Annotated in this window: 18 protein-coding genes; 6 read left to right on the top strand and 12 right to left on the bottom strand. The window is 30.8% G+C overall.

The window, feature by feature from the left end:
- From AADI82_RS05945 to AADI82_RS05935, 3 genes are all read right to left on the bottom strand, one after another.
- A partial coding sequence (locus AADI82_RS05945; RefSeq protein WP_341215534.1) for an N-acetylmuramoyl-L-alanine amidase occupies positions 1 to 1,030 on the bottom strand: 1,030 nt, incomplete at its 3' end.
- A 60-nt stretch (positions 1,031 to 1,090) separates the two neighbouring features.
- On the bottom strand, positions 1,091 to 1,774 hold the full coding sequence (locus AADI82_RS05940) for an SGNH/GDSL hydrolase family protein (RefSeq protein ID WP_341215533.1): 684 nt from the start codon (positions 1,772 to 1,774) through the stop codon (positions 1,091 to 1,093).
- A 95-nt stretch (positions 1,775 to 1,869) separates the two neighbouring features.
- A complete protein-coding gene (locus tag AADI82_RS05935) occupies positions 1,870 to 3,546 on the bottom strand; it encodes a sodium:solute symporter (protein WP_341215532.1) in 1,677 nt (558 codons plus the stop codon).
- Positions 3,547 to 3,802: 256 nt separating this feature from the next.
- Between AADI82_RS05935 and AADI82_RS05930 the strand changes: the two genes are divergently transcribed.
- From AADI82_RS05930 to AADI82_RS05920, 3 genes are read left to right on the top strand one after another with little or no spacing between them, the layout of a single operon-like run.
- Positions 3,803 to 4,384: an RNA polymerase sigma factor gene (locus AADI82_RS05930; protein WP_341215531.1), complete on the top strand. Its 582-nt coding sequence runs from the start codon at positions 3,803 to 3,805 to the stop codon at positions 4,382 to 4,384.
- Positions 4,371 to 5,135, top strand: a complete 765-nt coding sequence (locus AADI82_RS05925; protein ID WP_341215530.1) for a hypothetical protein — start codon at positions 4,371 to 4,373, stop codon at positions 5,133 to 5,135. Before AADI82_RS05930 ends, AADI82_RS05925 begins: the two co-directional genes overlap by 14 nt.
- A 58-nt stretch (positions 5,136 to 5,193) precedes the next feature.
- Entirely contained in the window at positions 5,194 to 6,264 is a 1,071-nt protein-coding gene (locus tag AADI82_RS05920; protein ID WP_341215529.1) for a hypothetical protein, read from the top strand.
- 63 nt (positions 6,265 to 6,327) lie between these two features.
- On the opposite strand, the gene AADI82_RS05915 is transcribed toward AADI82_RS05920, so the two are convergent.
- The gene (locus AADI82_RS05915; protein WP_341215528.1) at positions 6,328 to 6,708 is read right to left on the bottom strand and encodes a hypothetical protein; all 381 of its coding nucleotides are present in this window, start codon (positions 6,706 to 6,708) and stop codon (positions 6,328 to 6,330) included.
- Between the two features lie 1,143 nt (positions 6,709 to 7,851).
- Here AADI82_RS05915 and dnaG point away from each other — a divergent pair.
- On the top strand, positions 7,852 to 9,810 hold the full coding sequence (gene dnaG / locus AADI82_RS05910) for a DNA primase (protein ID WP_341215527.1): 1,959 nt from the start codon (positions 7,852 to 7,854) through the stop codon (positions 9,808 to 9,810).
- Here dnaG and AADI82_RS05905 read toward each other — a convergent pair.
- Both AADI82_RS05905 and nadE read right to left on the bottom strand, forming a co-directional pair.
- Entirely contained in the window at positions 9,805 to 10,434 is a 630-nt protein-coding gene (locus AADI82_RS05905) for a response regulator transcription factor (protein ID WP_341215526.1), read from the bottom strand. The genes dnaG and AADI82_RS05905 overlap by 6 nt on opposite strands.
- 100 nt (positions 10,435 to 10,534) lie before the next feature.
- Positions 10,535 to 11,323, bottom strand: a complete 789-nt coding sequence (nadE, locus tag AADI82_RS05900) for an NAD(+) synthase (protein ID WP_341215525.1) — start codon at positions 11,321 to 11,323, stop codon at positions 10,535 to 10,537.
- 94 nt (positions 11,324 to 11,417) lie between these two features.
- Between nadE and gldB the strand changes: the two genes are divergently transcribed.
- Together gldB and gldC are read left to right on the top strand one after the other, a co-directional pair.
- Positions 11,418 to 12,380 carry a gliding motility lipoprotein GldB gene (gene gldB / locus AADI82_RS05895; protein WP_341215524.1) on the top strand — a complete coding sequence of 321 codons (963 nt, stop codon included), beginning with the start codon at positions 11,418 to 11,420 and terminating at the stop codon, positions 12,378 to 12,380.
- On the top strand, positions 12,380 to 12,715 hold the full coding sequence (gene gldC / locus AADI82_RS05890; RefSeq protein ID WP_341215523.1) for a gliding motility protein GldC: 336 nt from the start codon (positions 12,380 to 12,382) through the stop codon (positions 12,713 to 12,715). Before gldB ends, gldC begins: the two co-directional genes overlap by 1 nt.
- Before the next feature lie 5 nt (positions 12,716 to 12,720).
- Here the strand turns inward: gldC and AADI82_RS05885 are convergent, their stop codons facing one another.
- The 6 genes from AADI82_RS05885 to AADI82_RS05860 all read right to left on the bottom strand — a co-directional run bounded on the left by AADI82_RS05885 (position 12,721) and on the right by AADI82_RS05860 (position 19,450).
- A complete protein-coding gene (locus tag AADI82_RS05885) occupies positions 12,721 to 13,668 on the bottom strand; it encodes a hypothetical protein (RefSeq protein ID WP_341215522.1) in 948 nt (315 codons plus the stop codon).
- Positions 13,669 to 13,748: 80 nt separating this feature from the next.
- Positions 13,749 to 15,026: a rod shape-determining protein RodA gene (rodA, locus tag AADI82_RS05880; protein ID WP_341215521.1), complete on the bottom strand. Its 1,278-nt coding sequence runs from the start codon at positions 15,024 to 15,026 to the stop codon at positions 13,749 to 13,751.
- The gene (gene mrdA, locus AADI82_RS05875; RefSeq protein ID WP_341215520.1) at positions 15,026 to 16,966 is read right to left on the bottom strand and encodes a penicillin-binding protein 2; all 1,941 of its coding nucleotides are present in this window, start codon (positions 16,964 to 16,966) and stop codon (positions 15,026 to 15,028) included. Before mrdA ends, rodA begins: the two co-directional genes overlap by 1 nt.
- On the bottom strand, positions 16,963 to 17,469 hold the full coding sequence (locus AADI82_RS05870) for a rod shape-determining protein MreD (RefSeq protein ID WP_341215519.1): 507 nt from the start codon (positions 17,467 to 17,469) through the stop codon (positions 16,963 to 16,965). Before AADI82_RS05870 ends, mrdA begins: the two co-directional genes overlap by 4 nt.
- Positions 17,462 to 18,283, bottom strand: a complete 822-nt coding sequence (gene mreC, locus AADI82_RS05865) for a rod shape-determining protein MreC (protein WP_341215518.1) — start codon at positions 18,281 to 18,283, stop codon at positions 17,462 to 17,464. The genes AADI82_RS05870 and mreC overlap by 8 nt, the downstream gene beginning before the upstream one ends.
- Before the next feature lie 138 nt (positions 18,284 to 18,421).
- Positions 18,422 to 19,450, bottom strand: a complete 1,029-nt coding sequence (locus AADI82_RS05860; protein ID WP_341215517.1) for a rod shape-determining protein — start codon at positions 19,448 to 19,450, stop codon at positions 18,422 to 18,424.
- Positions 19,451 to 19,601: the final 151 nt, after the last annotated feature.

The raw sequence follows: 19,601 nt of genomic DNA, 5'->3' as shown, positions 1-19,601 counted from the left end.
AATCAACCAACAACCCACCATAAATCCAATTAGCTAAAGCTTCTCTATTTTCATAATCCAAAATACGTTTTTGGTCTTTTTTGTTTTTTATATTTCCTAATTCAATATAAACCATAGGCGGAAACGTGTTTTTAATTAAATACAAACTACGAGAACTAACTGAACCAGCATAGGTTCTGTTGGGTTGATGTTCAGCATATTTTTGCTTAAAAGACTCCAGAATATTTGTTGCTAATCGTTTACCAGATTTACTTTTTTTATGATGATAGAAAAACACATCAATGTTTTTATTTTCACTTCTACTATCAACATGCGTAACAATAAGTCTTTGGTAAGCACCTTTATGTTTCATGTATAAGGTGTTAACAGTTCTGGTACGCTGGCGCAATCGCAAAGTCTGGTTTCTGGGTATTTTTTTATTTACATAACAAACTTCATCATAATCAACTTCTAAAATGCGTTTATCTCTAATACCATCATCTTCATCTTTAATAATAATATAAACTTTTGCTCCGTTAGAAAGCAACCTTTTAGCAAGTCGTAGTGTTACATCATAAGCATATTCATCTTCAGAAATAGTTTTATTATTATATTTTGTTACAGCACCTGGGTCTGGTCCGCCATGACCAGAAATTAAATAATAAATGGCACCGTTAAGTTTTTTGCTTTCAACATTAAATACACTGTGCTTTTTTCCAAAAAGCGGAAACTCAATTTTATTTATAATAGTAGCACTATCTATATCATTTGAAGGAATACTATCTTTTATAGTATGTGGTTCTTCAATGATTACTTCAGCCTTTGGCAGTATATAGCTCTTACCAATTAATAATTGATTATTGGATTTTAAATTTTCTTTATTTAAGATGATAAATTTTTCAAAATATTTTGTAGGGTCTAATCCATTGTTTCGAAGTAAAGCATATATACCATCCCCTTTTTTTGCAACAACTGTTTTTCCTGAAACTTGCGCTAGAGTTATAAAGTTTATAAAAAATAAAAAGGAAAATAGAACAAATCTTTTTAACATTTAGGTTTTATTATATTATTAGTAGATAAATGTTTAATCTACTAACTTTAATATTGTTATTTAATTGTTCTTTAATGCTAAAGCAATGCCTTTTTCAACAATAGGCTCCATAATAGCATAGCCTTCGGCATTTGGATGTACACCATCACTTCCTAATTCTTTTCTCAAACCCTTTACATCGTTTGCCATTGCCGAAAAATAATCTACATAAACTAGATTATGCTTTTTTGCATGAGATTTTAATAATGCATTTAACTTAACAACCTTTTCAGCGGGTTCAAGTCCTGGTCGCCACGGAAAATCGTAAGCAGGAAGTACCGAACATAAAATAACTTTTATATTATTAGCCTTAGCTATTTCTGCCATTGAAACTATGTTATTAAAAATCATTTCAATGGTTGAAGGCCCAGTATTTCCAGCGATATCGTTAATACCCGCCAATATAACTACAACTGATGGTGAGAGATTAACAACATCTTGCCTAAACCTTAATAACATTTGCGGTGTGGTTTGTCCACTAATACCTCTATTAACAAAAGATTTATTTGAAAAAAATTCTGGTCGTAAAGTTTTCCACCCTTCAGTAATAGAGTTTCCCATAAACACAATACGGTGTTCGTTTGGCTTAGGGATTTTTAACGCTTTATTTTCGGTTTGAAATCGTTTTAAATTTGCCCAATCTTGAGCTTGAATTGTTTCTGAAGTTAATGCTGTTAATAGCATAATTAAAATATGTTTTTTCATTTGTTATCTAATTTTTTTAAATATTAAATCAATTTCTACTTCTACATTAAGTGTGTTTTGCTAAGTCGAGTAAATAGTTATCGTTTTTAATAATTTTATGTCCCTGTAAAATAACTTAAAACACTTATAACAAGAATGACAAGGATAACAGATAAAACAACATCTGTAGTATTGTAACTGTTCTTGTTTTCTTGTTTTTGTTCTTCAGTAAGTGTTCCAAAAGACAATCCAATAATAGTCTTATAATTAGGTGCTGTTGTAGCTAAACTTACAGAGATGCAAAGTATTACAGAAAAAACAAACATAAATATAGCCATGTGTGCAAAATTGATGGTTGCAAATCCATAGATTAGATTGTTTATATTTTCGCCAGAAGCAATTTGAGGCTGATAATAAATTTCTGAACCTAATCTGAATATTAAAAGAGCTAAACCAGCAAGTAGTGTTACAATGGCAGCTTTAGCATTAACGCGTTTCCAGATAATTCCTAGTAAGAAAACAGCAGTTACTGGAGGAGCGATATACGACTGTACATTTTGAAGATATTGATACATAACACCTCCACCAATTTTTTCCATAATTGGAATCCAAATAATACCTAAAATCACAATAAATGTTGTTGCAATTTTGCCTATATTAAGTAACTGTTTATCTGTTTTATTAGGTTTTAATTTTTTATAAATATCTATTGTAAATATGGTTGAGCATGAATTAAAAACAGAAGCCAAAGAGCTCATTAGAGCAGCCATTAACCCTCCTGCAACCAATCCTTTTAAGCCAACAGGTAAGAGTGTTTTAACTAACATAGGGAATGCTCTGTCGGCTTTTTCAACATGGAATATTTCAGGTTGTTGAATCGATAATGCAAAAGCAATTATACCAGGAACTAAGAAAATTAAAATGGGTAATAGTTTTAAATAAGCTCCAAAAATAGCACCTCTTCTTCCAATTTTTATATTATTTGCTGCTAAGGTACGTTGAACAATATATTGGTCTGTACACCAATACCAGATACCAACAATGGTTCCTCCAAATAATAATCCTGTCCATGGAAAATCTGGATCGTTCATGGGACGCCACATATTAAAATGATTAGGGCTAACTGATGTTACTGTTTCTCGTAATTGAGACCACCCACCAACTTCTTGTAATCCTAAATAGGTTATAATTACGGAGCCTAGAATTAGAATAACGGTTTGAAGCGTTTCTGTATAAATTACAGCTTTCATGCCTCCAATAACAGTATAGATTCCTGTAAAAATAACAATACCAATAGCTCCATACCAAAACGGAATACCAAGCAACTCAGAAACCACTATGCCACCCGCATAAATAGTTACAGAAACTTTAGTGAGAACATAAGCTACTAAAGAAAATAAAGATAAAAACCACCTAGAACGAGAATCAAAACGTTTTTCTAAAAATTCTGGCATGGTAAAAGCACCACTCCTTATGTAAAATGGTAAAAACAACCAGCCTAATAATAATACAATCCATGCATGAAGTTCATAATGTGCCATTGGCGTTCCAGATTCAAAACCTGTTCCAGCTAAACCAACAACATGTTCCGATCCAATGTTTGAAGCAAAAATTGAAGCACCAATTACAAACCAACCTACATTTCTGCCAGCTAAAAAATAATCTTCTGTACTTTTATTCTTTTGAAGAACAACCCAAACAGCTACAGCTATAAGTGCCAAAAAATAGATGCTTAGTACAACCCAGTCTAATCCTTCTAGTATGGATCCTGTAGCTAAAAATGTATACTTCATGTTTTGTTGTTTTTTAAGTTTAGTTTATATTATGATTGGTTAAATATTTTTTCTGATTGTATTAATATTTAGGAATTTACTTTTTTTAAATTAATATTCATACTAATTATAATTTAACTAAATGCTTCTATTTCAGAACGTAATTATACGAAAACTGATTAAATCTGAAATAGTATTTATGAAAAAAATAAATTCAGGCAACCTTTAGTACAAAATTTGCGTCTTTATAAATAGAAGACCATATAAAATCATTTTTTTGAAAGTCATTCAACTCCATAATTCCAATAACTATTGGGACGAACCAGAGCTTATTAAAAGAGCTATAAAGAATAACCGGGAAGCACAACATGTGTTGTTCGAGTTATATGCTCCAAAAATGTTAAGCATTTGCAGGTACTATATTAAAGATATGCAACATGCAGAAGAAGTGATGCTTAATGGTTTTTTTAAAGTTTTTTCTCATTTAAAAAATTTTAAGAACGAAGGTAGTTTTGAAGGTTGGATACGTCGCATTATGATTCGGGAATCCATTTCGTTTTTACGACAGAAAAAAAATATTGAGTTTATAGTTGAAGATATAGAACATGAAAACAATTACACAAACAACATTAAAACAGATATTGAAGTTGCCGAAATTCAGCAACTCATAGATGTGATGCCAGAAGGCTACAAAATGGTATTTGTTATGTATGCCATTGAAGGTTATAAGCATCAAGAAATAGCCAATATGTTAAATATAACCGAAGGCACATCAAAATCACAGCTATTTAAAGCACGAAAATTGTTGCAAGAAAAATTAAAAGAATTAAATAAAACAACAAGCTATGGCACCAAATAAATTTGATAAAAACATAAAAGATAAGCTTGAAAAAAGAACAATAAAACCATCTGCTGATGCGTGGAGTAAATTGTCTAATCGTCTAGAAAATCAAGAAGAAAAGCGGAGTAACAAATCGTTTTGGTGGTTGGGTATTGCAGCAAGTATTATAGGTGTTTTATTAGTAATCACACAAGTTTTTAAGAATGAGTCTGTTGAGCAGATTACACCACAAATTGTGGTTACACCAGAAGTTGTAAAACAAGATACAACCAATAAAATAGCTAGTGATAATATTGAAAATATTGAAGAAGCTTCAGAAGAAATCAAATTAAAAGAAGATAAACAATCAAATCAAATTCAAAAAACAACAACTATAATCAAGCCTAATTTAACTGAAGGAACAATTCTTATTGTTGAAGAAAAAACTATTCAATCTTTAAAAGAAAACATTGTTGAATCTGTCAAAATAGTTTCAGAAAAGTTAACACTCGAAGAGCAAAAAATACAGGAAGTAATAGCTCAAGTTGACGCCTTAAAAGATGGAGAAAACCAAGTTACGGAAAACGAAATAGAAGCGTTGTTGGCAGAAGCGCAAAAAGACATTAAATTAAAACGATTATATAACGAAAGCACTAAAAAAATTGATGCTTTGGCATTACTTCAAGACGTTGAATACGAGTTAGATCAGTCTTTTAGAGACAAAGTTTTTAAAGCTTTGAAAGAAAATTTTATTACGGTAAAAACAGCTGTTGCACAACGTAACGACTAAAAATTCATCAAAATTCAATCAATAACCGAAACCCACTATGGGCAAAAAACGAACAGTTATGCAAACAATTACTAAGTATTTAGCACTCGTAGTGCTGTGTTTAAATGTGCACTTAATCCATGCGCAGGATACGATTCAAAAACCAAATAACCTTGAACGAATCGAAGCTTTAAAAATATTTAAAGAAACTATAAAACAGCAAGAAAAGGATTTTTTAAAAGCAGAAGTTGAAGCTATTATTAAACGCTTCGATAAAGGAGAGATTACAAGTGAAGATGCAGAACAATTAAAAAAAGAAGCTGCTGAAAAACGTGCCTTAAATATTGAGAACCGTATTGCTATTGTTGATAACAGAATCTCGCTTTATAGAAGAAACACTTATCCAGAAAGTAAAGATGCTGATGCAGAAAAAGAAAACAAGATAGGTTTAATGGTTAGTAACAGAACTTTTAGTATTAAAGGCAATAAGAGAAAACCAAAAGATGATGTGCGTACATCAAACGACTTGTTGTTTGCAGTAGGATTTAATAATGCTATTATTGATGGCAAAAATTTAAGTGATTCGCCGTATAAAATAGGAGCTTCGAGTTTTATAGAATTGGGATGGAATTGGAAAACAAGGGTATTTGAAAATTCACGTTTTGTAAGATTCAAATATGGTTTCTCTTTTCAATGGAATAAACTTAATTTAGATGACAATCAGTATTTTTTGCAAAACGGCAATATAACATCCATCGAAACTTTTCCGGTAGCACTCAAAAAAGCAAAATTCAGAACAACAAATTTGGTGTTTCCTGTTCATTTTGAATTTGGTCCATTAAAAAAAATGGATAGATCAGACAATCGGATTCGATATATAAATAATAGACAATTTAAAATAGGGATTGGTGCTTATGGAGGTATTAATATTGGTACCCTTCAAAAATTAAGATATAGCGAAAGTGGTGATCGTGTAAAGCAAAAAATAAAGCGAAATTATAATACTAGCGATTTTGTGTATGGTTTAAGCGGTTATATGGGCGTGGGAGATTTGGCATTATACATAAAATACGATTTATCTCCAATTTTTAAAAATCAGGCAGTTAAGCAAAATAATATTTCTTTAGGAATTCGTGTAGATTTAGATTAGTATATTTTTAAAACAAAAAAGAGCTAAGTATACTTAGCTCTTTTTTGTTTTAAGTAACTCACTTTAAGAAAAAAGCGGAATATACTTTTTCTTATAATTTATTAATAAAAAAATATTTAAAATTGCTATAATTAAAGCAGTCCATGTTTTACTTAAATCGTTATTAGTTAAATTAAATATTAAAAACGAAATAGTTAACGGAAATAGAACAATTAAAACAAATGGTGTCCATTTATTAAAGACTAAAAGCAATCCAATCAGTATTTCAAAAATATATAAATAAGGTAAATATACAGCTACAGCATCAATAAAGTCTTTTGTGTTTTCGGGCATTTCACCATAAGTAAATGGTATAAAATGCAAAAACTGATTTAAAGCATATATAATTAGAAATAATCCTAATATAACTCTAAATAATTTTGAAGTATTTGTTAGTGTTGTCATATATTATGGTTTTATGTTTACATAGTTATCTATATTTCAGTAACTTATATAAAAGACTAAGGTAGAAGATAGAAATCATATAAAATATGATTAATGTCATATATAATATTTGAGCTATTTTTTTAGTTATTGATTATAATATTCAATTAATACATGGCTTTGGGAATATCGGTTACAGGACCATCAGCATCACAGAATTTGTATGGAGAAGCATCATTATTTTTAGTTCTTTTGCCGTAATAAACATCATCTTTAAGCGTATCTTTTTCTCTGTTTAATGGATAAATAGAGGCTCCAGCACCAGCAGAAATAATGTAGTTTGTGTTATTTTGTTCTATAATAAATATATCGTGACCACTAAAAACAGCTGTTACATTATACCTATCGTATAATTTAGTAGTAGCATTTTCCTTTCCTTCTAAATCCTTATAGCTTTTACACCTACCGTATAATGTGGTCGGTGTTTAAAAATAAAAATATGCTTTCCTCTTACCTTTCTTAATTCTCTTTTTAGTCATTTCAGCTTTTTTTTATTGTCTTTAATTTTGGGCCATGGTAAAGCAATAAATTTAGCGTTTCCGTATTTGAAACTATACATCGCTTTTTTCATTCAAAAAAAATGATAAAATTTTCAATGTCGCCATCTCTTCCTACTTCTTCATGATTTACTAGGTTGACCACATTGGGTATTTTCGTATAAACCAACCGTTTAAATTTATAAAGAAGATTATAATCAATTTTACCTTGTTTACTAAATCTGCAGTAGTAATACAAAAATCTAGTTGTAAAGAATTGGCACGCTTTAAAATATTTGGAAAATGTCTGGAGCCTTTCGAATCTCCAAATACCAAGAAGTGTATTGTTGTTGACTTTTTTCTTTTTTGTCCTATAAAGCTTCCATTTTTGGTTCAGTTTACAAGGGTTAATTGTTTACTGAGCGTTCAAGTTTAAAATAAATAAAAACAAGGCAGCAATTAATAAAGATTTAAAATAAGATATAATTTGATTGTTAAATTAAACAAAGCATAATAGTATTGTAAACAACAATTAGCTGTTTTTCTATCAATATCAAATTTATAAATTGCATACATTTCTTAAATGAATAGATTATATTACATTTACATTTAAAATAAGTTTTCTCCATTGATATCAGCATCATCCATAGACCAAGTATTTGAAACCGCTCGCGTAGAAGAGGTTATTGGTGATTTTGTAAATCTTAAAAAATCAGGCAGTAATTTTAAAGGTTTAAGTCCGTTTTCAGACGAACGTTCTCCTAGTTTTATGGTATCTCCTGTTAAGCAAATCTGGAAAGATTTTTCAAGTGGAAAAGGTGGTAATGTGGTGGCGTTTTTAATGGAACACGAACATTTTACCTATCCTGAGGCTATTAAATATTTAGCCAAAAAGTACAATATTGAAATTGAAGAAACGGTGCAATCTGATGAGCAAAAAGAAGCCGCAAACGAACGCGAAAGTTTATATTTGGTCAGTGAGTTTGCAAGCACTTATTTTCAAAACATATTACATAAAACTGATCAAGGAAAATCGATAGGATTAAGCTATTTTAAAGAACGCGGTTTTACCGAAGACACTATTAAAACCTTTGATTTAGGCTATTCCCTTGATGAGTGGCAAGCCTTTACAGACGAGGCTTTAAAACAAGGTTATAATATAGATTACCTTGAAAAAACGGGACTTACTATTGTTAAAGAAACTAAGCGTTTTGATAGGTTTAAAGGGCGCGTTATGTTTCCTATAAAAAGTATGAGTGGCCGTGTGTTAGGTTTTGGTGGTCGTATTTTAATTACCGATAAAAAAGCAGCTAAATATGTAAATTCTCCAGAGAGCGATATTTATCATAAAAGTAAAGTGCTGTACGGTATTTATCACGCCAAACAAAGTATTGCAAAAGAAGATAATTGCTATTTAGTTGAAGGTTATACCGATGTTATTCAGTTTCATCAAACGGGGATAAAGAATGTGGTATCGTCATCAGGAACTGCATTAACTTCAGAGCAGATAAGACTTATAAACCGACTTACAAAAAATATTACCGTTTTGTTTGATGGTGATGCAGCAGGTTTGCGTGCTTCACTTCGTGGTATCGATTTAATTTTGGAACAAGGCATGAATGTGAAAGTGTGTACGTTTCCAGAAGGTGAAGATCCCGATAGTTTTTCGAAAAATAATACCCTTGAAGAGCTTTCGCTTTATTTAGATGAAAATGCTAAAGACTTTATTCAGTTTAAAGCATCGGTTTTGTTTGAAGAATCAAAGAACGACCCTATAAAAAAAGCAGAAACAGTAAGAGATATTGTAAATAGTATTTCTAAAATTCCAGATCGTATTAAAAAAGAAATCTATATTCAAGAATGTGCCAGAATTATGGACATTAGCGAGGAAGTTTTATTTAGTACGTTGGCTCAAATTAATAAGAAAGAGTTTCAAGAAGAAAATAAAAAACATAAAAACGAACAAAAGGCTTTTGATGTTATAAAACACCAGCAACCCGTTAAAAAAGTTGATGTACAATATGTTTTAGAGCGAAAAATTATTGAAGTTTTGTTACTTTATGGAAATGAAACGGAGGATTTTGAAGATTTGGTTTTAAAAGAAAACGACAAAGGCGAGCTTATTTTAGAGCCTGTAATTCATCAAGCTAAAGTATTTGAAAAAGTGTTTTTAGATTTGCAAGACGATGAAATGGAATTCTCGAACACCCAATTTAAAACCTTGTATTATACGATTATAGACACCTTAAATCAGAATCAGGAATTTAATCTAAAATCATTTATTAATTCAGTAGATTCAGAAACCTCTAGTCAAATTACTACTATTTTAATGGAAGATGAACGTTATACTTTAGACGATTGGGAACGCATGAATATTTTTCCTAAATCGAAAAAACAAAGCATTTCGCAATTGGTTAGCGAAACTATTTTAAGCCTACGTTGTTTTTTAATAGAACAAAAGGTAAAAGAGTTTCAGAACGAAACATTGCAAAACAAAATAGACACGAATAGAAATATACTTGAAGAAGTAAAAGACTATTCGGGTCTAAAAATGTTGTTATCCAGAAAGCTTAATCGTGTATTATAGCTCTGCTGATAGTTTTGCTTGATTTACAAGGTCAACTAAGTTATTTACTTTTAGTTTTCTCATTAAACGCGCTTTGTATGTGCTTACTGTTTTCTCGTTAATGTTTAGTTCTTTAGAAATTTCTTTGTTTTTTCTACCAATTGTTAAAAGTTTTAAAACTTCAGATTCACGAGTTGATAGTTTTTTGTAAAAAGAACCAGATTTGTTGGTTTTAGCACCGAAAGCTAATTGTTGGGTTAGTGCATCACTTAAATAAATGCCACCTTCGTAAACTTTTAAAATAGCTTCGTTAATGGTTATGATGTTTGTTGATTTAGAAATAAATCCTGAAGCACCAGCTTTAATGGCATTAATACCATACACTTCTTCTGGTTGACCACTAAAAATAATGGTTTTAATGTCTGGAAAGTCTTTCTTTAAATAACGTAAAACGGTTAAACCGTTGAGTTTTGGGAAATCTGTTTCCATCAAAATAATGTCAACATCATTATTTTTAATAAAGTTTAAAATGTCATCACCATCATCTACACTTCCTACAATTTTAATGTCTGAAGATGCTGAAAAAAGATGTTCTAGTCCCTTTCTAATAATTGGGTGGTTGTCTGCTATTAATAATTTTATCATTGTTATAGGGTTTTAGTTATTATAGTCTTTTGAGTTTAACTATAATTGAGAGATTAACTATGTTAACAAAGATAAGTTTTTTTTAATTATAATACAATACTTACGTTAAATTAGTAGGGATTATACAAATTGGAATTGGAATCATTTTATGTTTATTGGCAGAATTAAAGCGTTTGTAAATTTTAAAAACGTCTTGCTCTCTACCAGAAAAATCGCCTACAGTTTTGCCTGTATCATGCATTTTCATTGCCCATTCCAGTTCAGGATAAGAAGCTCCTATTTGGTCTTCGTCACTTCTGGTGTCTCCAAATAAACCATCACTTGGTGCTGCTTTCATTATAGAATCTGGAACGTCTAAAAATTCACCTAATTTATAAACTTCAGACTTTAATAAATCTGCAATAGGACTTAAATCTACACCGCCATCACCATATTTAGTGTAAAACCCAACTCCAAAATCTTCAACTTTATTACCTGTTCCAGCTACTAATAATTTATACAGACCTGCGTAATAGTAAAGTGTTGTCATTCGTAAACGTGCTCTGGTATTTGCTAAAGCCATATCAATAGTAGCTTGGTCTCCATCAAAAAACACTTCGGTTTTAAATTCTTCAAAAACAGGAGTTAAATCGGTACGTGTATTATCAACATTATCAAACCTTTTTTTTAATTCTGCAATATGCTCTTGAGCTCTTGTAACATGACTTTCTGCTTGGTGTATTGGCATTTCAATGCATAATACATTTAAGCCCGTTTTGGCGCATAATGTTGAGGTTACAGCAGAATCAATACCTCCAGAAATACCAATTACAAAACCATTTACTCCAGCATTAGTTGCATAATCTTTTAACCAATTAACAATATAATTTACTACTTTTTCTGTTTGCATATTTAACAACTTTTTTAATCTAAGAATAGTACCTTTGCAAACAAAAATAAACGAAACACCCAATTAATAAAAATTTATGTCGTTTAAGTTTTATATGAAAAAAATAATATTGCTTATAGGTATTGTATTAATAATTACTTCTTGTAAAAGGGATAATGCACTACAAAAAAGCATTGCTGAAATAAACACAGATATTACAGTTGAACGCTTTGATAGGTTTTTTGCTGAAGCAACTTCAGAAGATTTACCAAAATTAAAACAAGCTTATCCTTTTATGTTTTCTGAGAAATATTCAGATTCATTTTGGTTAGCTAAAAAAGCTGATACTTTACAGATTCAATTATTTAATGAAGTAGATAAAACATTTACTGCTTTTGAAGCTATTGAAACAGAAATTGAATCCTTATTCAATCATTTAAAATATTATTTTCCAGAATTTAATCCGCCTAGAATAATTACAGTAACTAATGATGTGCGTTACAGAAATAAGGTAATTGTAACCGATACTATTGCTGTAATTGCTTTAGATAATTATTTAGGTAGCGATCATAAATTTTACAAGAATATTCATAAATATATTAGAGCGAATTTAACCAAAGAACAAATTGTAGTTGACTTAGCTGGCGAATATGCTAAAAAATATATTTATCAACAACCAAATAAAACCTTGTTAGATGAAATGATTTATTTTGGGAAACAACTTTATTTTAAAGATGTTGTAATCCCTTTTAAAACCGAAGCAGAACGTATAGGGTATTCGCAAGATCAATTAAATTGGGCTATAGCTAACGAAAGTTATATATGGCGGTATTTTGTTGATCGTGAGTTGTTGTTTAGTACAGACTCTAAATTACCTAGCAGATTTATAAACCCAGCACCTTTTACTAAGTTTTATTTAGAGGAAATTGATGCCGATTCTCCAGGTCGTTTAGGGCAGTATATTGGCTGGCAAATAGTATGTGCTTATATGAAACAAAACGATGTGTCTTTAAAAGACATGCTAATAAAATCTACTGAAGACATATTTAATAATACCAAGTTTAAACCACGTAAATAATGGCAAAGAATCATACTTCTAAAATAGAGTTAAATGTAGAATTGGATGATAACCGTATTCCAGAAAAATTATTTTGGACAGCGCAAGATGGAGGCATCACAAATGAAGAGGCAAAAGCCATGATGCTTGCCGTTTGGGATGCTAAAACTCAAGAGACGTTGCGTATAGATTTATGGACTAAAGATATGCCGGTTGATGAAATGAAAGTGTTTTTTCATCAAACCTTAGTAGCGATGAGCGATACATTTAATAGAGCTACACAAGATGAAAAAATGACAGCAACCATGAAAGATTTTTGTGATTATTTTGCTGAAAAATTGGAACTTAAAAAGTAGAGAACTTATTTAGTTTGATAGGCTTTCCATTTTTGGGCAAACGCTTCATCAATTAGCCATGAACCTTCTTTTGTTGGATTTGGAAATTCGTTAAAAGAAAAAATTTCTTTAGTTGCATTGTTACCCAACCAACCAGAATTCTCTGGAATTATGTTAAGTTCGTTTGTACCATCAGTAAGCCTTTTGCTTAATGCTGCCGAGAAAAAATCTCTTGCTAATTCCCAAGAAGAACCTAAGTTTCCAAAATGATCAACATCGGGTTCTATAGCATAACTAAAAGCACCACCTTCATTTCTTTTAGAAAGGACAACTCCTGCCATATTTTGATTTCTAGAAATGGCATCATTTTCGCCTAATAGCATTAACCCAGGAATATTACTATTTCCACTAGCGGTTAAACCAACTGCGCCACCTCTTATGTTTACAAAAGCAATGACACGTTCTGGTTTAAAATCGGAAAAATAATAACTAAAAACACCACCAGCAGAATAGCCTTTCATTAAAAAAGGGAGTTTGCTAACATGAGTTAAATTGTTTTTATATGTAATGGTATCAAGAGCTTTAAGCAATGCATCACCACTACCGCCTTTAGCATCTGTATAAAAACCATCAGCAGTAGTTGTTTTAACATTAATAGCCATCAGTGCTAATTTTTCAGTTTTTGCAAAATTTTTCCACTCCTCTAAATTTAGCCATCCAAAAGAGCCACCATTACTATAATTACATAAAATTAAAACTGCTTTTAAATTATTTGTGCTTTCTGGAACCCATAATTTGAATTCTGCTAAATCAAAGTTATCGCCTAATTTCGGAAACACTCTAAACGACCAATTATCAATAAACTCACCAACAGGTTTGTTTTCATAATCTGGAGGCGTTTGATCATCATTAGATGAACTACATGATGTAAGCAATAAAGTAAAAGTTAAGAATAAAACAAATAGATTCTTCATTAAACTATATAAATATCTTTAGTTCAAGGTACGGATTAGTTTTAATAAAATTATTATTTGTGATAATGTTGATTATCGACTTACCACTCATTTATTTTGTTAGAATCTAGTTTGATGAAAATAAACAACAAAATAGTAAATGCCCAAAGGCCTGAACCTCCATAGCTAAACATAGGTAACGGAATACCAATGGTTGGAATTAAACCCATAACCATGCCTATATTAATTAGAAAGTGTATAAAAATAATTGACGCCACACCATAACCATATACTCTACTAAATTGTGTTTTTTGACGCTCTGCTAAAAGCAAAATACGCATTATAAGCAGTACAAAAAGAATAACAACAAAGGCGCTTCCTAAAAAGCCCCATTCCTCGCCAACGGTACTAAAAATATAATCAGTGTGCTGTTCGGGTACAAATTTCCCTGTGGTTCTAGTACCTTCCATAAAACCTCTTCCTGAAAAACCACCTGAGCTTATTGCTCTTTCAGATTCATTCAAATTATAAGCAAACGTTTTTTTCATTTGCTCTAATTTTACTGGGTCTTTTTCCAATCTCAACCAAAGACTAATACGGTCTTGTTGGTGGGGTTTTAAAATATTTTCATAAAAGAATTTTATTCCAAAAGATATGGCAATTGTTGCTATTAAAATAAATAAAGATTGAAATAGGCGCAGTTTCTTTTTACTTAAAAAATGAAAACCAACAACCAATATAAGTGCTATTATAGAGGTGATTGTTGCTCCGAATTTTAAAGATAAAATGGATACTATAATCATAGATACACCAATAGTTAAATAGTATTTTGGTAACCCTTCGCGATATAAAACAAAAAAGAATGCACCGTACACAATGGTGCTACCAGTGTCGTTTTGTAATAGCACCAAAATTGCTGGAATTGCGATAATTATAAAAGCTTTTATTTGATCTTTTAACGTATTAATATTAGTGTTTAAATCGCTGACATGTTTAGCTACTGCTAATGCTGTTGCCATTTTAGCAAACTCACTGGGTTGAATAGTCATGCCGCCAATAGCATACCATGATGTAGCACCATTTACGTTCTTCCCAAAAATAAAAAGACCAACTAATGATAGCATCGATACGGTATAAATAATACTCGAGAAACGTTCGTAAAACTTAGCATCAAAAGCTAATAAAAGTATGATTAAACCAAAGGTTAAGAAAATAAAAATGAGTTGTTTGCCGTATGGTTGTGAGAAATCAAAATAATTAATAGAGCTTCCTGTGTGTGATGCCGATAAAATATTCAAATACCCAAAACCAACTAATAGCAAGAAAAGAATAATGGTAATCCAATCGAATTTAAAATATCTATTCGTTTCTCTAGCCATTAATTTGTTGTTTTGCTAATTACCTTTAGGTGCTTTTTTAAACGGTAGTATTCCTTTTCTTCAACAACTTGTAATTTTGTTTTACCGTTAATTTCAAAAGGTTCTCCAGAATACGGTTTAGCATATTCATCTTCTAAACTATGTCTTAAAATCCAATCTTCTAAATCAGTTCTAGTAATTTCTCCTTTTATATGTTTTTCAATCATTAAGCTAGCAATTTTTCCTGCAAATCTGCTGCCCCAATAGCCATTTTCAACAAATACTGCGATAGCAATTTTAGGGTTATCTTTTGGAGCAAAGGCTACAAAAATAGAATGATCTGTTAGCTGTGTTTTTAAGCTATCTATTTTAGCATAATTCTCTGCGGTTCCTGTTTTACCACAAATTTCAATTCCAGAAACTTGTACATGTTTTGCAGTTCCTTTATTGTAAACATCAAACATACCTTGTATTACTGGTTCAAAATGTTCTTTATCTATAGTAGTGTATTTTGGTTTTGTGTATTTTTGAGGAATTGTATCACCTTCAATAGACTTAATAATATGTGGTGTATAATAATAGCCTCTGTTAGCAATAGCAGCTATCATATTTGCTAATTGAATAGGGGTTGTTTCTACTTCACCCTGACCAATGGCATTAGAAATATTAAAAGTTGAAGCCCAACGGTTTTTCCCGTACCATTTATTATAAAAATCACCATCAGGAATTCTACCTTTATTACCAATTTTTAAATCATAACCTAAATAATCACCTAAACCAAAACTTTTTAAATGCTTGCTCCAAGTCATCATACCTTCATACGGGTTTTCGTTTTTATCTATAATACGTCTATAAACATTAGCAAAATATGCATTACATGATTCGTAAATACCTAAATTCATGTTTGCAGAAGGTGGATGGACATGACAACCAGTTAATTTTTTTCTTCCATAATAATAGCCTCTTCTACAGGTAAAGCGTTCTTCAGTGGTTACAACGCCTTCTTGTAAACCAATTAAAGCATTAAGGACTTTAAATGGAGATCCTGGTGGGTATTGAGCTTTTAAGCTTCTGTCGAATAATGGTTTAGCAATAGTATCATTGTAAAGTTTTGTGAAGTTTTTAGAGCGTACTCTCCCTACCAAAATATTTGGATTGTATGATGGAGCAGATACCATTGTTAATATTTCCCCTGTTGAGGGCTCGATAGCAATAATTCCGCCACGCTTGTTTTGCATTAATAACTCACCATATTCTTGCAATTTAGCATCTATGGTTATGGTAATATCTTTACCTTGTTCTGGAATGGTATCAAATTTACCATCTTTATAAGGGCCTAAATTTCTATTATGTCTATCTTTTTGGATAAACTTAATACCTTTTATGCCTCTCAGTATTTTTTCATATGAAGCTTCTACACCTTGTTTCCCTTTTAAATCACCCATTCTGTAATATGAGTCTTTTTTTATGTCTCCATTATTAACTTCACCGATATCGCCTAAAACATTAGCGCCAATTGAGGTTTCATACTTTCTAAGTGATCGTTTTTGAATATAAAACCCATCAAATTTTCGCATTTTTTCCTGCAAAACAGCATAATCTTCTTTTGATAAATGCGATACAAAAACCGATGGTAATCTTGGGGAGTATCGTTTTGCTTTATTGTAGGTTTTAATAAATTTTGCTTTATCAATTTTTAATAAAGAACAAAACTCTAAAGTATCGAATGGTTCAACTTCGCGAGGAATAACCATAACATCATACGATGGTTGGTTGGCTACTAAAAGCTGACCGTTTCTATCGTAAACAAAACCACGTTTTGGATAATCGCGAACTTTTCTGATAGCATTATCTTCAAATAGATTATGCGTGTTTTGAGTATATACTTGTAGATAAAAAAGTCTTGCTATAAATACAAAACCAACAAAAATTACAGATATAAGAAGTAAAAGTTGCCTCATTTAGATTTTCGACTAAAAATAATAGTTATTAAAACACATAGTATAATAGTAAATATACTTGAGAATAACGCTTTTTGAAGGATTAAAATTATTTTTGAAATGCTAAATATTTCTAAATAAAATAAAATGATGTGATGCACAGTAACCATTATGGTAATGTAAGTGAGTTTATCTCCAAAAGTAACAGAATCGAACTTCATGTTTTGATGCTCGTATGCCATACCAAAAGAGGACTTTAATATAAGTGGTCTAATGTAGGCTATAAATACAGAGGCTGCTGCATGAATACCGCCAGAATCTAAAAACGAATCAACAATTAATCCTAATAAAAAACTTAAAAAAATAAATAGAGTACGATTATTTTTTACAGGAAATAGAATTATAAAAAGCACATATATATAAGGATTTATATATCCTAAAAAATTAATATTACTACATATTAATACTTGAACTAAAATAAGCAATATAAAACGAATGCTATGTATAGATATAATACTATTCATTGGTTTCGTTTAGTAGGTTTGTAATCTCTTCAATGTCTCTATTTTCAATAATATGAACGTGTTCCAAATTTGTCATGTCATTAAAAAGCTTCACATTAATTTCGTAATAATTCTCTGCTGTATCTAACTCAAAATCTTGAACAATCCCAACAGGAATATTTTTAGGAAAAATTGATGAACGCCCAGAAGTTACAATGGTATCGCCTTTAGTAACTGGTGCAATTTTTTCAACATCTACTAATTGAACAATTTCTGGCGAATCGCCATCCCAGGTTAAAGACCCATAATGATTGGATTTTTTCAACTGTACACTAATGTTACTGGTTGTGTTTAATATGGAAATTACTGTTGAATAATTTTTACTTGTATTTACAATAACCCCTAAAATTCCTTTGCTAGTAATTACTCCAAAGTCTTCTTTAATATTATCATTAGTGCCTTTGTTTATTAGTAGAATATTATTGGTAGCAGAATAGCTATTTTTTATAATTTCTGCAGTAGTAATTTTGTATAAATCTCTATAAGAAGTACTATCAATATAAGTTGAATCTGTTTTATTTTCAGAATTAAATAAAAGCGATTTTAAACGATTATTTTCTTCAGCTAAAAGCTGATTTTGAGATTTTAAATTTAAGTAAGAACTAAAATTATTAAATGTATTATAAATACCACCAGTTAAAAAATTAGCAGAATTTATAAACTTACTTTTATGGTACGAGTGCGACTGAATAGTAAATACAATAGATATAAAGAATAGTAATAAGAATAACAAAAAGTTTTTGTTTCTTATTATGAAATTTATAATCTGCTGCATGATTTAGCGACTGTTTTATGCTCTTTGAATTTGTTTTTTTGTTTTGATATACTGAAGCTTCCCTTGTTTTTCTTTTTTGAAAGTTTAGTATTTGTCTTTTTGGAATTTTAGTTCCCCGTATACTTGTCCCTAGGTTGTTTATTTAATCAAAACACTTTTGTACTTAGGTAAATTTTTAAGTGTTATACCAGTTCCTCTTACAACAGCTCTTAATGGGTCTTCGGCAATGTAAACAGGAAGATCTGTTTTTTGCGACAAACGTTTATCTAAACCACGTAACATCGATCCACCACCAGCTAAATAAATACCAGTGTTATAAATATCGGCAGCTAATTCTGGAGGCGTTTGCGATAAGGTTTCCATCACAGCATCTTCAATACGTAAAATAGATTTATCTAAAGCTTTGGCAATCTCTCTAAAAGAAATTTGCACTTGCTTAGGCTTACCTGTTAGTAAGTCTCTTCCTTGAACACTCATGTCTTCTGGGGGTAATTCTAAATCTTCAGTAGCAGCACCGATTTGTATTTTTATTTTTTCAGCAGTACGTTCACCAACATATAAATTGTGTTGTGTACGCATATAATACACAATATCATTTGTAAATACATCACCCGCAATTTTAACCGATTTATCGCAAACAATACCGCCTAAAGCAATCACTGCAATTTCGGTAGTACCACCACCTATATCTACAACCATATTCCCTTTAGGTTGCATAATATCTACACCAATACCAATAGCCGCAGCCATAGGTTCGTGTATTAAATAAACTTCTTTGCCATTAACACGCTCCGCACTTTCTTTTACTGCGCGCATTTCAACCTCAGTAATTCCAGACGGAATACAAATAACCATACGTAAAGCTGGTGTAAAAAACTTCTTTTTTAAAGCAGGTATATTTTTAATAAACATACTTATCATTTGCTCAGAAGCATCAAAATCAGCAATAACACCATCTTTTAATGGGCGAATTGTTTTAATATTTTCATGCGTTTTACCTTGCATTAAACTCGCTTGTTGCCCAACAGCAATTATTTTTCCTGTAATTCTATCGCGCGCAACTATCGATGGCGCATCAACAACAACTTTGTCGTTATGTATAATAAGTGTATTTGCAGTACCTAAATCTATTGCAATTTCTTCGGTTAAGAAGTCAAAAAAGCCCATGTGCTATAAGTCGTTTTTAAAGGGTTGTTAACTAATCTTGTAAATGTAATAAAAGTAAATAAATATATAAGTTATATGCTGCTCAAAATTCGATTTAACAATACAGATTACTTCTTATACGCTTTTCGTCGATTTTTAGACTGAATTTATT

This window comes from uncultured Wocania sp. (assembly GCF_964021735.1).
GTDB lineage: Bacteria > Bacteroidota > Bacteroidia > Flavobacteriales > Flavobacteriaceae > Wocania_A.
Note: the sequence above shows the minus strand (reverse complement) of the source record. Positions and strands in the feature narration are given on the sequence as shown.

Bases quoted from the DNA above. Each gene is read 5' to 3' on its own strand.
- mreC (WP_341215518.1), bottom strand. From the start codon at position 18,283: ATGCAGCAGATTATAAATTTCATAATAAGAAACAAAAACTTTTTGTTA.
- AADI82_RS05885 (WP_341215522.1), bottom strand. From the start codon at position 13,668: ATGAAGAATCTATTTGTTTTATTCTTAACTTTTACTTTATTGCTTACA.
- AADI82_RS05915 (WP_341215528.1), bottom strand. From the start codon at position 6,708: ATGACAACACTAACAAATACTTCAAAATTATTTAGAGTTATATTAGGA.
- rodA (WP_341215521.1), bottom strand. From the start codon at position 15,026: ATGGCTAGAGAAACGAATAGATATTTTAAATTCGATTGGATTACCATT.
- AADI82_RS05935 (WP_341215532.1), bottom strand. From the start codon at position 3,546: ATGAAGTATACATTTTTAGCTACAGGATCCATACTAGAAGGATTAGAC.
- AADI82_RS05940 (WP_341215533.1), bottom strand. From the start codon at position 1,774: ATGAAAAAACATATTTTAATTATGCTATTAACAGCATTAACTTCAGAA.
- gldC (WP_341215523.1), top strand. From the start codon at position 12,380: ATGGCAAAGAATCATACTTCTAAAATAGAGTTAAATGTAGAATTGGAT.
- AADI82_RS05925 (WP_341215530.1), top strand. From the start codon at position 4,371: ATGGCACCAAATAAATTTGATAAAAACATAAAAGATAAGCTTGAAAAA.
- AADI82_RS05905 (WP_341215526.1), bottom strand. From the start codon at position 10,434: ATGATAAAATTATTAATAGCAGACAACCACCCAATTATTAGAAAGGGA.
- AADI82_RS05860 (WP_341215517.1), bottom strand. From the start codon at position 19,450: ATGGGCTTTTTTGACTTCTTAACCGAAGAAATTGCAATAGATTTAGGT.
- AADI82_RS05870 (WP_341215519.1), bottom strand. From the start codon at position 17,469: ATGAATAGTATTATATCTATACATAGCATTCGTTTTATATTGCTTATT.
- AADI82_RS05920 (WP_341215529.1), top strand. From the start codon at position 5,194: ATGCAAACAATTACTAAGTATTTAGCACTCGTAGTGCTGTGTTTAAAT.
- nadE (WP_341215525.1), bottom strand. From the start codon at position 11,323: ATGCAAACAGAAAAAGTAGTAAATTATATTGTTAATTGGTTAAAAGAT.
- gldB (WP_341215524.1), top strand. From the start codon at position 11,418: ATGAAAAAAATAATATTGCTTATAGGTATTGTATTAATAATTACTTCT.
- mrdA (WP_341215520.1), bottom strand. From the start codon at position 16,966: ATGAGGCAACTTTTACTTCTTATATCTGTAATTTTTGTTGGTTTTGTA.